The 12973-nt window shown below is 75.2% G+C and carries 12 protein-coding genes; 9 read left to right on the forward strand and 3 right to left on the reverse strand.

What is annotated here, in order from left to right; all coding sequences use genetic code 11:
* Positions 1-19 precede the first annotated feature (19 nt).
* Complete coding sequence (locus ACSUPT_RS16965) at positions 20-913, reverse strand: hypothetical protein (protein WP_361656283.1); 894 nt, start codon at positions 911-913, stop codon at positions 20-22.
* A 49-nt stretch (positions 914-962) separates the two neighbouring features.
* Between ACSUPT_RS16965 and ACSUPT_RS16970 the strand changes: the two genes are divergently transcribed.
* The 4 genes from ACSUPT_RS16970 to ilvD all read left to right on the forward strand — a co-directional run bounded on the left by ACSUPT_RS16970 (position 963) and on the right by ilvD (position 5497).
* Positions 963-1892 carry a Ppx/GppA phosphatase family protein gene (locus tag ACSUPT_RS16970; protein WP_436944823.1) on the forward strand — a complete coding sequence of 310 codons (930 nt, stop codon included), beginning with the start codon at positions 963-965 and terminating at the stop codon, positions 1890-1892.
* A gap of 35 nt (positions 1893-1927) precedes the next feature.
* On the forward strand, positions 1928-2758 hold the full coding sequence (locus ACSUPT_RS16975; RefSeq protein WP_351964085.1) for a sugar phosphate isomerase/epimerase family protein: 831 nt from the start codon (positions 1928-1930) through the stop codon (positions 2756-2758).
* On the forward strand, positions 2755-3435 hold the full coding sequence (locus ACSUPT_RS16980) for a TetR/AcrR family transcriptional regulator (protein ID WP_403498257.1): 681 nt from the start codon (positions 2755-2757) through the stop codon (positions 3433-3435). The genes ACSUPT_RS16975 and ACSUPT_RS16980 overlap by 4 nt, the downstream gene beginning before the upstream one ends.
* Positions 3436-3643: 208 nt before the next feature.
* Entirely contained in the window at positions 3644-5497 is a 1854-nt protein-coding gene (ilvD, locus tag ACSUPT_RS16985; protein ID WP_399219615.1) for a dihydroxy-acid dehydratase, read from the forward strand.
* A 343-nt stretch (positions 5498-5840) separates the two neighbouring features.
* Here ilvD and ACSUPT_RS16990 read toward each other — a convergent pair whose 3' ends face one another.
* Positions 5841-8264: a protein kinase domain-containing protein gene (locus ACSUPT_RS16990; RefSeq protein WP_436944825.1), complete on the reverse strand. Its 2424-nt coding sequence runs from the start codon at positions 8262-8264 to the stop codon at positions 5841-5843.
* 158 nt (positions 8265-8422) lie between these two features.
* Between ACSUPT_RS16990 and ACSUPT_RS16995 the strand changes: the two genes are divergently transcribed.
* From ACSUPT_RS16995 to proC, 5 genes are all read left to right on the forward strand, one after another.
* Positions 8423-8686 (forward strand): peptidase, encoded by a 264-nt coding sequence (locus tag ACSUPT_RS16995; RefSeq protein ID WP_351964057.1) that lies wholly within the window; start codon positions 8423-8425, stop codon positions 8684-8686.
* A gap of 55 nt (positions 8687-8741) precedes the next feature.
* Positions 8742-9302 (forward strand): hypothetical protein, encoded by a 561-nt coding sequence (locus ACSUPT_RS17000; RefSeq protein WP_436944827.1) that lies wholly within the window; start codon positions 8742-8744, stop codon positions 9300-9302.
* Between the two features lie 389 nt (positions 9303-9691).
* Positions 9692-10504 carry an ABC transporter ATP-binding protein gene (locus tag ACSUPT_RS17005; RefSeq protein ID WP_436944829.1) on the forward strand — a complete coding sequence of 271 codons (813 nt, stop codon included), beginning with the start codon at positions 9692-9694 and terminating at the stop codon, positions 10502-10504.
* Positions 10501-11238, forward strand: coding sequence for an ABC transporter permease (locus ACSUPT_RS17010; protein WP_399219619.1), 738 nt, complete (start codon positions 10501-10503; stop codon positions 11236-11238). The genes ACSUPT_RS17005 and ACSUPT_RS17010 overlap by 4 nt, the downstream gene beginning before the upstream one ends.
* A gap of 184 nt (positions 11239-11422) precedes the next feature.
* The gene (gene proC / locus ACSUPT_RS17015; RefSeq protein WP_351964060.1) at positions 11423-12232 is read left to right on the forward strand and encodes a pyrroline-5-carboxylate reductase; all 810 of its coding nucleotides are present in this window, start codon (positions 11423-11425) and stop codon (positions 12230-12232) included.
* 72 nt (positions 12233-12304) lie between these two features.
* Here proC and ACSUPT_RS17020 read toward each other — a convergent pair whose 3' ends face one another.
* Positions 12305-12940, reverse strand: coding sequence for a cysteine hydrolase family protein (locus tag ACSUPT_RS17020; RefSeq protein WP_351964061.1), 636 nt, complete (start codon positions 12938-12940; stop codon positions 12305-12307).
* Positions 12941-12973: the final 33 nt, after the last annotated feature.

Below are 12973 nucleotides of genomic sequence, written 5' to 3' on the forward strand. Positions count from 1 at the left end.
CGCCCGCCGCTGCGCCGCGCTAGCCGGCCGCCGGGCCCGCCGGGTGCCGCACCGGGTCGGCCGGGTGCGGGGCCACCAGCGGCAGCGACGACGCCAGCCGCGCCTCGCACAGCTCGACCAGCACGTCGTACGCCGCCTTGCCCATCAGCTCGGTCAGCTCCGGCCGGTAGGTGACGTACACGGGCTCGCCCGCGCCGTGCGCCGAGGTCGCGGACGTGCACCACCAGTGCAGGTCGTGCCCGCCGGGACCCCAGCCCCGGCGGTCGTACTCGCCGATCGACACCTGGAGGACCTTCGTGTCGTCGGGCCGCTCGATCCAGTCGTACGTCCGCCGCACCGGCAGCTGCCAGCACACGTCCGGCTTCGTCTCCAGTGGCTCGCGGCCCTCCCGCAGGGCCAGGATGTGCAGGGCGCACCCGGCGCCGCCGGCGAAACCGGGCCGGTTCTGGAAGATGCAGGAGCCCTGCCAGCGGCGCGTCTGCCGCTCGCCGTCCTCGTCGAGCTGCACCCAGCCCGACCGCGTCCCCTCGCCGTGGAACTCCCACAGCTCCGGCGTCAGCCGGTCCACGTACCCCGCGACCCGCTTCTCGTCGTCCTCGTCGGAGAAGTGCGCGCCCAGCGTGCAGCAGCCGTCGGAGGCGCGGCCCGCCTGGATGCCCTGGCAGCCGCTGCCGAAGACACACGTCCAGCGGGACGTCAGCCAGGTCAGGTCGCAGCGGAAGACCTGCTCCTCGTCGGCCGGGTCGGGGAACTCCACCCAGGCGCGCGGGAAGTCCAGGCCCTTCTCGTCGTCCTCGGGGACCGCGGGCACCGCCGCGGGCACCGCCTCGGGGGCGGCGGCCCCGGCCGTCAGATCGTCGCGCTTCGTGCCGGGTCCCGTTTTGCCCGGCTTGGCCTTCTTCGTCTTTGGCACCCTCCCAGCGTAGGCGCAGCCCGGCGCACCGGAGCAGTAGCGTGCTGGCATGAGACTCGGAGTCCTCGACGTCGGTTCGAACACGGTGCACCTGCTGGTCATGGACGCCCACCCGGGCGCCCGCCCGCTCCCGGCCCACTCGCACAAGGTGGAGCTGCGCCTCGCCGAACTGCTCGACCCGGACGGTTCGATCGGCGCCGCCGGCGTCGACCGGCTGGTCACCATCGTCGGGGACGCCGTCCACACCGCCGAGGAGAAGGGCTGCGAGGCCGTCCTGCCGTTCGCGACCTCCGCCGTCCGCGACGCCGCCAACGCCGACGCCGTCCTCGCCCGCGTGAGGGCCGAGACGGGGGTCGACCTCCAGGTCCTCACCGGCGAGGACGAGGCGCGGCTCACCTTCCTCGCGGCCCGCCGCTGGTTCGGCTGGTCGGCCGGGAAGCTGCTGCTGCTCGACATCGGCGGCGGCTCGCTGGAGATCGCGTACGGCATCGACGAGGAGCCCGACGCGGCCGTGTCCCTGCCGCTGGGCGCCGGCCGGCTGACCGCCGGATGGCTGCCGGGCGACCCGCCGGCCCCGGCCGACGTGAAGGCGCTGCGCCGCCATGTGCGGGCGGAGATAGCGCGGACGGTCGGCGAGTTCGCCCGCTTCGGCCGCCCCGACCACGTCGTCGCCACCTCCAAGACCTTCAAGCAGCTGGCCCGGATCGCCGGGGCGCCCGGCTCCGCCGAGGGCCAGTACGTCCAGCGCCTGCTGAGTCGTTCGTCACTGGAGACGTGGGTGCCGAAGCTGGCCGCCATGACCGTCGAGCAGCGCTGCGGACTGCCCGGCGTATCGGCGGCCCGGGCCGCTCAGCTGCTGGCCGGGGCCCTGGTGGCGGAGGCGGCGATGGACCTGTTCGGCGTCGAGGCGGTGGAGATCTGCCCCTGGGCGCTGCGCGAGGGCGTCATCCTGCGGCGCCTGGACCACCTCCCCGCGTGACCGGCCGGGCCCGTACCCTTTCCCTCGTGGCAGACGTGGCAGAGCAAGCGGACCGGGCGGCGGCGCGCGCGCCCCGCGCGAAGGTCGCCCTCTCGACGGCCTCGGTCTACCCGGAGTCGACGGCGACGGCCTTCGAGGTCGCCGCGCGCCTCGGCTACGACGGGGTCGAGGTCATGGTGTGGACGGACCCGGTCAGCCAGGACCTGGAGGCCCTGCGCCGCCTCTCCGACTACCACCAGGTGCCCGTGCTGGCCGTGCACGCCCCCTGCCTGCTGATCACCCAGCGCGTCTGGTCGACCGACCCGTGGGTCAAGCTCCAGCGCGCCCGGGCGGCGGCGGAGAAGCTCGGTGCCTCGACGGTGGTCGTCCACCCCCCGTTCCGCTGGCAGCGGCAGTACGCGCGCGACTTCGTCTCCGGCATCTGGCGGATGGCGAACGAGACGGACGTGCGCTTCGCCGTGGAGAACATGTACCCGTGGCGCTACCGCGACCGGGAGATGCTGGCGTACGCCCCGGAGTGGGACGTCACCAAGGACGACTACCGCCACTACACGGTGGACCTCTCCCACACGGCGACCGCCCGCACCGACGCGATGGCGATGGTCTCCCGCATGGGCGACCGGCTGGGCCACGTCCACCTCGCGGACGGGCGCGGCTCCGCGAAGGACGAGCACCTCGTACCGGGCCGGGGCACGCAGCCCTGCGCCGAACTGCTGGAGCACCTGACCCGTACCGGCTTCGACGGGCACGTCGTCATCGAGGTCAACACGCGGCGGGCCATGTCCGCCGCCGAGCGGGAGGCCGACCTCGCCGAGGCGCTGGCCTTCACCCGGCAGCACCTGGCCTCGTCGGCCCGCGTCCCGTGACCGGCGCGGGACCGGCGGCGGACGGACCGCCACCGGCCGGCGACGGGGAAGCGGCGGCCGGACGTTCCGCGCCGGGTCCGCGCCGGGGCAGGGGCAGGCCGCCCGCGTCCGAGCGCGCCGACGGGCCGGGAGCCCGTGAGCGCATCCTGGAGGCGGCCCGCTCCGAGTTCGCCGAGCGCGGCTACGACAAGACCTCGGTGCGCGGCATCGCCAAGGCCGCCGGGGTCGACGCCGCCCTCGTCCACCACTACTTCGGCACGAAGGACGAGGTGTTCGCCGCCGCCGTCGAGGTGTCCTTCGAGCCCGCGCTGATCGTCCCGGCCGTGATCGGCCCCGGCCCGCGGGGCGTGGGGGAGCGGCTGGCCAGGTACTTCCTCGCCGTGTGGGAGGACCCGGCGACGCGCGCCCCGCTGCTGGCGGTCATCCGCTCGGCGCTCACCCACGAGGCGGCGGCGAAGGTGCTGCGCGGCTTCGTCCTGCGGCGGCTGCTGGAGCGGGTCGCGCGGGAGTTGGACGTACCCGACCCGCGGTTCCGCGCCGAGCTGGCCGCGTCGCACATGATCGGCATCGCGATCCTGCGGTACGTGATCCGGGTCGAGCCGCTCGCGTCGGCGGAACCGGACGCGATCGTTGAGATGGTCGCGCCGACGCTGCAGCGGTACCTGACGGAGGCGTGAGCGGCGGCCCGGTGGCCCTGGGGGCGTCCCGGCGGTCCCGGTGGAGGCCCGGTGGAGGCCCAGCGGCCCCGGTGGAGGCCCGGCCGCGGGCGTGGGGCGGTGACCGGCAGGCGACCCGTACGTCCCGCTATCCGGACAAGTTGTCCACTTCCTGGAGGGGCGGCGTACGCTCGAAGGAGCCAGTCTCTCTGATGAGGAGCGAGCGACGATGCCCCAGCTGAGGTCCCGCACAGTCACCCACGGCCGCAACATGGCGGGCGCCCGCGCCCTTATGCGCGCGTCCGGGGTACCGGGCGAGGACATCGGCCGCAAGCCGATCATCGCCGTCGCGAACTCCTTCACCGAGTTCGTCCCCGGCCACACCCACCTCCAGCCGGTCGGCCGGATCGTCAGCGACGCCATCCGCGAGGCGGGCGCGATCCCCCGCGAGTTCAACACGATCGCCGTGGACGACGGCATCGCCATGGGCCACGGCGGCATGCTCTACTCGCTGCCCTCGCGCGACCTGATCGCCGACTCCGTCGAGTACATGGTCGAGGCGCACTGCGCCGACGCCCTGATCTGCATCTCCAACTGCGACAAGATCACCCCCGGCATGCTGATGGCCGCCCTGCGGCTCAACATCCCGACGGTCTTCGTCTCGGGCGGCCCCATGGAGTCCGGCCGCGCCACCCTCGTCGACGGCACGGTCCGCACGCTCGACCTGGTCGACGCGATCTCCGACGCGGTCAACGACAAGATCTCCGACGAGGACATCCGCCGCATCGAGGAGAACGCCTGCCCGACCTGCGGCTCCTGCTCCGGCATGTTCACCGCCAACTCGATGAACTGCCTGACGGAGGCCATCGGCCTGTCGCTGCCCGGCAACGGCTCCGTCCTCGCCACCCACACCGCCCGCCGCGCCCTGTACGAGAACGCCGCCCGCACGGTGGTCGAGGCGACGAAGCGGTACTACGAGCAGGACGACGAGTCGGTGCTGCCGCGCAGCATCGCCACGTTCGCCGCGTTCGAGAACGCCATGGCCCTGGACATCGCCATGGGCGGCTCCACCAACACGATCCTGCACCTGCTGGCCGCGGCGCAGGAGGCGGAGGTGCCGTTCGGCCTGGAGGAGATCGACGCGGTGTCGCGCCGGGTGCCGTGCCTGGCGAAGGTCGCGCCGAACGTCGCGAAGGACCGCACGTACTACATGGAGGACGTGCACCGCGCGGGCGGCATCCCCGCCCTGCTGGGCGAGCTGCACCGGGCCGGGCTGCTCAACGAGGACGTGCACGCCGTGCACAGCCCGTCCCTCTCCGACTGGCTGAAGACCTGGGACGTGCGCGGCGGCTCCCCGTCGCCCGAGGCCGTCGAGATGTGGCACGCGGCGCCCGGCTGCGTCCGCTCGGCCGAGGCGTTCTCCCAGTCGGAGCGGTGGGACGCGCTGGACCTGGACACGGAGAACGGCTGCATCCGCTCGGTGGAGCACGCCTACTCCAAGGACGGCGGCCTCGCGGTCCTGCGGGGGAACCTGGCGGTCGACGGCTGTGTCGTGAAGACGGCCGGCGTGGACGAGTCGATCTGGACGTTCGAGGGCCCGGCGGTCGTCTGCGAGTCGCAGGAGGAGGCCGTCGAGAAGATCCTCGACAAGCGGGTGAAGGACGGCGACGTGGTCGTCATCCGCTACGAGGGCCCCAAGGGCGGTCCGGGCATGCAGGAGATGCTGTACCCGACGTCGTTCCTGAAGGGCCGGGGCCTGGGCAAGACCTGCGCGCTGATCACCGACGGCCGCTTCTCGGGCGGCACGTCCGGCCTGTCCATCGGCCACGCGTCCCCGGAGGCGGCGTCGGGCGGCACGATCGCCCTGGTGGAGGACGGCGACCGCATCCGCATCGACATCCCGAACCGCTCGATCGAACTGCTGGTGGACGAGCCGACCCTGGCGGCCCGCCGCGAGGCCCTGGCCGGCACGTACGCCCCGAAGTCCCGCACCCGCAAGGTGTCCGCGGCCCTGCGCGCGTACGCGGCGATGGCGACCAGCGCGGACAAGGGCGCGGTCCGCGACGTGACGAAGCTGCCGTAACCGGGCCCGGAAGCCCCGGCCCTCGGCCCCGGGCCCGTCCGTCCACTCCGGGCGGCCGGGCCGGGCCTGGCGGCCCGGGGGCCGCTCGGACGGGGGCCGTCACCGCTGTGGGCGGCTGGTGGGGGTTCCCTTGGTCGGGCGCGTCCTCGGGGACGGCGGGCACAGCGGAGCTGCGGGGCGCCGGTCCCTGGACCTGCCGCACAGGTGCGCACCGGCCCCGGCTGGGCCCCGTACGAGCACCGCGCCGCACCGCACCGCAGGCCCCGCACGAGCGCCGCGTGGCGCCGCACCGCGCCGCGCCCCCCGACGAGCACCCCCGCACCGCGCCGCGGAAGGCGCGGGGTCACCACCCCGCGGGGTCCACCCCGAACACCACCCCGTCCGGCGCCCCGCCATACACCTTGCCCCCCGCCACCACCGGCGCCGCCAGTAACGGCACAAGCCCCCCGGCCATGCGCGGCCCGCTCTGCCCCACGAGCACCCCCCGCCCCGCGTCGACCCCCAGCAGCCGCCCGTCCCCGGCCATCAGGAACACCCGCCCCTGGGCCACCGCGGGCCGGGACACCCGCGCCGCCCCGGTCTCCAGCCGCCACAGCTCCCGCCCCCGCCCGGGCCCGGCGCCCAGGTCCACCGCGGCCAGCGCCCCGCCGGACCCGACGACGTACGCGGTGTCCCCGTCCACCACGGCCTGCGCCTGGTCGGCGGCGCCCGACAGCGGGACCCGCCGCACGTCCCGGTCGCGCAGGCCCAGTCGTACGACCGCGTCCGCGTACAGCTCCTTGTCCGCGGACAGCAGCACGAGCGCGTCCTCCGTCGCCTGAACCGGCGTCAGCGAACCCGGCACCCGCTTGCGCCACAGCACCCCGCCACCCACCGGGTCCACGGCGCTGACCAGCGTCGACGCCCCGTCCTCAGCGACAGCGGCGGCGAACAGCGGCCCGCCCCCCGCCGCCCCGCTCCCCACGGCCCCGCCCGCAACAGCCCCGGCCACCCACTGGGCGCCGCGCCCCGCGGGTCGGCCCGTCCACCGCTCGGCGCCCGTCGCGGCGTCCAGCGCCCGCACCCGCCCGTCCCCGTGCACGGCCAGTACGACGTCCGGCCCGTGCACGACCTGCGCGTACGCACCGAGGTCGGCGCCCCAGCGCACCGCGCCCGTCGCCGGGTCCAGCGCCTCCAGCCGGGCGCCGCCACCGGCAGCGGCCGACCGGGCGCTCATCACCCGCACCAGCCCCCCGGCCGCCACGACGGCGTCGCCCTCACCCGGCGCCGCCGATCCGCCGGCCGGCACCGACCAGGCGACCGTCCCGTCCGCCGCGTCCAGCCGCGCGGCCTTCACGCCGGGCGCCGCGCAGTACAGCGCGCCGTCCGAGGCGGCGCACACCGGCGGCCGTCCCGCGTCACCGCCCGTACCGAGCGGCACCGCCCAGGCCCGGAAACTCCGCGCGGCGGCGGCCGACCCGGCGTCCCGTACGCCGCCGCCCGCCTCGCCCACGCCCCGCACGGCGATCAGCCCACCCACGAGAGCCCCGGCCAGCGCGACCCCGGCGGCCACCCAGACCAGCCGGGGCAACCCCACCCGCCGGGCCCCGCGCCCACCGGCCGCCACCCCACCCGCACGCGACACCCCACCCGCACCGGGCTCACCGGCACCGGACCCACCCGCACCGGAGCCACCCGCACCGGACCCACCTACACCGGACCCACCCGCACCGGACCCACCGGCACCGGACCCAACCGCCCCGGCCTCGGACCACCCCCGCGCACCCGGCAACGCACCGCCCCGAGCCGCCCCACCCGCAGCAGCCCCTTCGCCCCGGACAGCCCCAGCCCTCGACCCCCCGTCAGCCCCGGCCGCATCCCGCGCACCCGCACGCCCCCGCTGGCGCGGCACACGCCCGCCCGGTGCCCCGCAGCCGTCCGCCGCTGCGGAATCCACCTCCCCACCCGGCACCCGCAGGGCCGCCATGACCTCCTCCGGCAGCGGCCGCTCCGCCGGGTCCTTGGCCAGGCACCGCAGCAGCAGCGGCGCCAGCTCCTCCGGCACCCCGGCGAGATCCGGCTCGTTGTGCACCACCTGGTACGCCACGATGTACGGGCTGTTGGAGTCGAACGGCCCCCGCCCGGTCGCCGCGTGCACCAGCACCGCGCCCATCGCGAACACATCCGCCGCCGGCCCCACGTCCCTGGGCCGCTGGAACTGCTCGGGGGCCATGAACGGCGGCGTGCCGATCAGCTTCCCCGTCTCGGTCCGCACATCGCTGTCGCTCGGCCGCGAGATCCCGAAGTCGATGACCTTGGGCCCGTCGGAGGCGAGCAGCACGTTGCTGGGCTTCAGATCCCGGTGGACGACCCCCGCCCGGTGGATGTCGCGCAGCGCCTCCGCCAGCCCGGCGCCCAGCCTGCGCAGCTCCGCCGCGTCCAGCGGCCCGTTCCGCTTGACCCGGTCCGACAGCGTCGGCCCGTCGATGAACAGCGTCGCCATCCACGGCCGCGCGGCGTCCGGGTCGGCGTCCACGACCGGCGCGGTGAACGCCCCGCTGACCCGCCGCGCAGCGTCGACCTCCTGCCGGAAACGCGCCCTGAACTCGGGGTCCGCCGCATGCTCGGCATGGATGACCTTCACGGCGAGGCGCAGCCCGGAGTCGGAGGTGGCGAGCCGGACGACGCCCATGCCGCCCGAGCCAAGCCAGTCCTCGAGCCGGTACCTGCCGGCGTACTCCGGATGCTCCGCTTCCGGTACGGGACCGGGGCTGCGCAGCGGCGGCATCGTCCACCCCCGTGTGTGCTCGCTCGGACGCGCGGCGCACGACCGGCGCGCGCGACGCACGGAGCCTAGTCGATGATGCGTGCGATGTCGGTGGGGCTTGTTAGCCTCCCCCTCACAGACGCACCCGCACCAGGCGGGCGCCTCGGGGGGAGGCACACATGAGCACGAACTCGGTCAAGCGGTACCCGGTCGCACCCGGCGTGCGGCTCAACGTCCGCAGCGGTCCCGGCACGCAGTACGGCGTCATCCGCGCCCTGCCGGAGGGCGTGAGCGTCCCGATCAACTGCCAGACGCCCGGCACCTGGGTCACGGGCACGTACGGCACGTCGAACATCTGGGACAACATCGCCAACGGCGAGTGGGTGGCGGACGCGTACGTGCGGACCGGCAGCGACGGCTATGTGACGGTGCGCTGCGCCTGACGCGCACGGACGCCGCCACGGCGGCGGATCCGGCCGGCGGGGGATAATCGGGCCCGTGAGCGACACCGCGGATCCGACCGCCCCGAAGGCCCCGACCGGCCCCGCCGCCCCGTCCGGCGACGCGACCCGCGCCACCGGCACGCCGGCCGGCCCGCGGCCCGAACCGCTGCGCTTCTTCGGTACGACGTGGGTCCGCCACGACGGGGGATACGGGGTGCGGCGCGCCGGGGTGGCCGCCGGGTCGCTGGCGGCGGCGGTCGTGGGCGCGCTCGCCCTGCGGTTCGCGTACGAGGGCCTGTCCATCGCGCGGGTCGGAGGCTTCGTGAACGGCCTGCTGGTCGTGATGTTCGCGGTGTGTACGGCGCTCGCGTTCCAGCGGACATGGGAGGGCTTCGTACGCCGCCCCGCCGACCCGGCCCGCGAGGAAGCCCTGCGCAGCCTGAAGGCGGTCGGTTTCCTGGGCGCGCTCCTCGCCTACTTCGTACGGTCGCTGTTCGAGGCGCCCGGCGAGAAGCTCGTCCGCGCCGAGTACGAGACGGCCCGCGCCCAGTACGAGAAGCGCCGCACGACCCGCACGGGCAACCCGGCCACCCGCAAGAAGCGCCCCCGCCGCTGAGTCGCTGAGCCACTGCCCGGACCCGGACACCGGCGAGGCCGCCGCACCACCACGCGCCGCACCCGGCCGCCCGGCCGGGTGCGCCACGGCCCCCGAGCCGCGACCAAGCCCCGCGCACCGCCCCGCGCGCCACCGCACCCGGTTCCCCACCATCCCGGCCGCCCCGCCCGCCACACGGCCCGCGCCCCGGCAACGCACCACGCACGCCTCGGCCCCCGGTCCGCACCCCGGCCAACGCACGCGCACGCCCCCGCCCCGGCCCCGCGCCCCGCCCCCGGCGCGCACCCCCGCGCACGCACCGCCCCAAGGCCCACCCGACATCCGGCGCGCGCCCGGCGCGCCCCCCGCCACCCTTGACGCCCCAACCCCCCATGCCCACTATTCATCACATGATGAATTCCCCAGGTCCCGCCATCGAGGCGCGGGGCCTCACCGTCGTCCGGGGACCCCGCACCGTCCTGCGCGGACTCGACTTCTCCGTGCCGCCCGGCCGGGTCACCGGCCTCCTCGGTCCCTCCGGCTGCGGCAAGTCCACCCTCATGCGGGCCATCACCGGCACGCAGGCCAAGGTCACCGGCACCCTGAACGTCCTCGGCCGCCCCGCGGGCGACCCCGCCCTCCGCCCCCGCATCGGCTACGTCACCCAGGCCCCGTCCGTCTACGACGACCTGACCGTCCGCCAGAACCTCGCCTACTTCGCCGAAGTCCTCCGCCCCGGCCGCCGCCACCGCGACGAGCGCGCCGCTTCCGTCAGCCGCGCCCTCGCCGACGTGGACCTCACCGACCACGCCGACGCGCTCGCGGGCCGGCTCTCCGGCGGCCAGCGCAGCCGCGTCTCCCTCGCCGTCGCCCTCCTGGGCACCCCCGACCTCCTCGTCCTCGACGAGCCGACGGTCGGCCTCGACCCCGTCCTCCGCCGCGACCTGTGGGACCTCTTCCACCGCATCGCCGCCGACCGGGGCACCACCCTCCTCGTCTCCTCCCACGTCATGGACGAGGCCGAGCGCTGCCACCGCCTCCTCCTGCTCCGCGAGGGCCTGCTCCTCGCCGACGACACCCCGGAGGCCCTCCGCCGCCGCAACGGCACCGCCACCGTCGAGGAGGCGTTCCTCCACCTGGTCGACACCGCCGCCACCGCCACCACGGCCACCGCCACCCCCGCCCCGCACGCCGCCCGGCCCACCCCCGAGGACCCGTCATGAACGGCTACCGCACCCTGGCCACCGCCCGCCGCGTCCTGACCCAGCTGCGCCACGACCCGCGCACCATCGCCCTGATGCTGCTCGTCCCGATGCTGATGATCACGCTGCTCCGGTACGTGTTCGACGGCAGCCCGCACGTCTTCGACACCATCGGCGCGTCCCTGCTCGGCATCTTCCCGCTGATCACGATGTTCCTGGTGACCTCCATCGCCACCCTCCGCGAACGCACCTCCGGCACCCTCGAACGGCTCCTCGCCATGCCGCTCGGCAAAGGCGACCTGATCGCCGGGTACGCCCTCGCCTTCGGACTGCTCGCGGTCGTCCAGTCGGCCCTCGCCACCGCCGTCGCCGTCTGGGCCCTCGGCCTCGACGTGGCCGGCTCGCCGTGGCTGCTGCTCGTCGTGGCCCTGCTCGACGCGCTCCTCGGCACCGCGCTCGGCCTGTTCGTATCGGCGTTCGCCGCGTCCGAGTTCCAGGCCGTCCAGTTCATGCCGGCCGTGATCTTCCCGCAGCTCCTGCTGTGCGGCCTGTTCACCCCGCGCGACCGCATGCAGCCCGTACTCGAAGCGGTCTCCGACGCGCTCCCCATGTCGTACGCGGTCGACGGCATGAACCAGGTCCTGCGCCACCCCGACGTCACCGGCGACTTCGTCCGCGACGCGCTGGTCGTCGCAGGCTGCGCCCTCCTCGTCCTCGCCCTCGGCGCCGCCACGCTCCGCCGCCGCACCCCCTGACACCCGCACCTGCTGCCACCCGCACTACGGACACCCGCCGCCGACCACCCGCAGCGACCGGACACCCGGCGCACTCCCACCCCGACGCGCCCCGTACCGCCCCTCGGACACCCCCGCCGCCGCCCCGGCCCCGGTGGAAAGATGACCCCAGGCACGTACACCGCACGGCGAGGTGAGCAGAGCAATGACCCAGACAGTCGCGGTCCTCGGCACCGGCAAGATCGGCGAGGCCCTCCTCAGCGGCATGATCCGGGCCGGCTGGCCCACCGCCCACCTCCTGGTCACGGCCCGCCGCCCCGAGCGCGCCGAGGAACTCCGCACCCGCTACGGCGTCGAGGCGGTCGGCAACGCCGAGGCGGCCAAGCGCGCCGACACCCTCATCCTCGCCGTGAAGCCGCAGGACATGGGCCGCCTCCTGGACGAGCTGGCGCACCACATCACCCCCGGCCACCTCGTCATCAGCGCCGCGGCCGGCATCCCCACCGCGTTCATCGAGGAGCGGCTCGCCCCCGACACCCCCGTCGTCCGCGTCATGCCGAACACCCCCGTCCTCGTGGACGAGGGCATGTCCGTCATCTCCGCCGGCACCCACGCCACCGGCGCGCACCTCGCCCACACGGAGGAGATCTTCGGCGGCGTCGGCAAGACCCTGCGCGTCCCCGAGTCCCAGCAGGACGCCGCGACGGCCCTGTCCGGATCGGGACCGGCGTACTTCTACTTCCTCGTCGAGGCGATGACCGACGCCGGCATCCTCCTCGGCCTGCCCCGCGCCCAGGCCCACGACCTGATCGTCCAGGCCGCCATCGGTGCCGCCGTGATGCTCCGCGACAGCGGCGAGCACCCGGTCAAGCTCCGCGAGGCCGTCACCTCGCCCGCCGGCACGACGATCAGCGCCATCCGGGAGCTGGAGAACCACGGCGTACGGGCCGCCCTCATCGCCGCCCTCGAAGCGGCCCGCGACCGCAGCCGCGAACTCGCCTCCGGCAACGGCTGACCCCGGCACCGCCCCACACAAGGCACCGGCCCCGCAACCCGGCACCGCCCCGCCACCGCCTCACGCTCCGGGCTACAGCCCCCGCAGCACGTCCGCCGTCCACACCACGCGCGCGAACCGGTCCGCGTGCAGCGACACCGCCGTGGCCCGGGCCAGCTCGTCCGCCGTCAGCGTCCACCCGAACGGCCCGGTCGTGTCGAACGTGTGCGTGGCGTCCAGCGGGAACAGCACGTCGTACCCGAGGTTCCCGCCCATCCGGGCCGTCGTCTCGGCGCACATGTTCGTCTGGATGCCGACCACCACGATCTGCCGCACCCCCGCGCCCCGCAGCCACGCGTCGAGATCGGGCTCGCCGTAGAAAGCGGAGTTCACCGACTTCACCACCAGCAGCTCCGGCCCCGCGCCCTTCCCCCGCCGCTCCTCCACCGCGTCCTGGAAGCCGTTCCCCGGCTGCCCGGGCCGCAGCGGCGACCGCGGCGACACCGAGTCGTGCCGTACGAACACCACGGGACGCCCCGACGCCTGCCACGCGTCGATCAACGCGACGATGTTCCCCTCGGCCCCCGGATTGTTCCGCCGCCCCCAGTACGGCTCCGCGAACCCCTTCTGCACATCGACCACGACCAGCGCGGCGTCGGCCGCCACCTCGACCCCGGCCCCGTACCCGTCCTCGGCCGCACCGGCCACGACACTCTCGTTCCGTTCCATGCCGCTCATCCTCCGGCCGCCGCCCCACCCCCA

Source organism: Streptomyces sp. SudanB25_2051 (genome assembly GCF_964272635.1).
Classification (GTDB): Bacteria; Actinomycetota; Actinomycetes; order Streptomycetales; family Streptomycetaceae; genus Streptomyces.

Coding starts and splice junctions, on each gene's coding strand:
- ACSUPT_RS17010 (WP_399219619.1), top strand. CDS start 10,501: ATGAACGGCTACCGCACCCTGGCCACCGCCCGCCGCGTCCTGACCCAG.
- ACSUPT_RS16995 (WP_351964057.1), top strand. CDS start 8,423: ATGAGCACGAACTCGGTCAAGCGGTACCCGGTCGCACCCGGCGTGCGG.
- ACSUPT_RS16990 (WP_436944825.1), bottom strand. CDS start 8,264: ATGCCGCCGCTGCGCAGCCCCGGTCCCGTACCGGAAGCGGAGCATCCG.
- ACSUPT_RS17005 (WP_436944829.1), top strand. CDS start 9,692: ATGATGAATTCCCCAGGTCCCGCCATCGAGGCGCGGGGCCTCACCGTC.
- proC (WP_351964060.1), top strand. CDS start 11,423: ATGACCCAGACAGTCGCGGTCCTCGGCACCGGCAAGATCGGCGAGGCC.
- ilvD (WP_399219615.1), top strand. CDS start 3,644: ATGCCCCAGCTGAGGTCCCGCACAGTCACCCACGGCCGCAACATGGCG.
- ACSUPT_RS16970 (WP_436944823.1), top strand. CDS start 963: ATGAGACTCGGAGTCCTCGACGTCGGTTCGAACACGGTGCACCTGCTG.
- ACSUPT_RS17020 (WP_351964061.1), bottom strand. CDS start 12,940: ATGGAACGGAACGAGAGTGTCGTGGCCGGTGCGGCCGAGGACGGGTAC.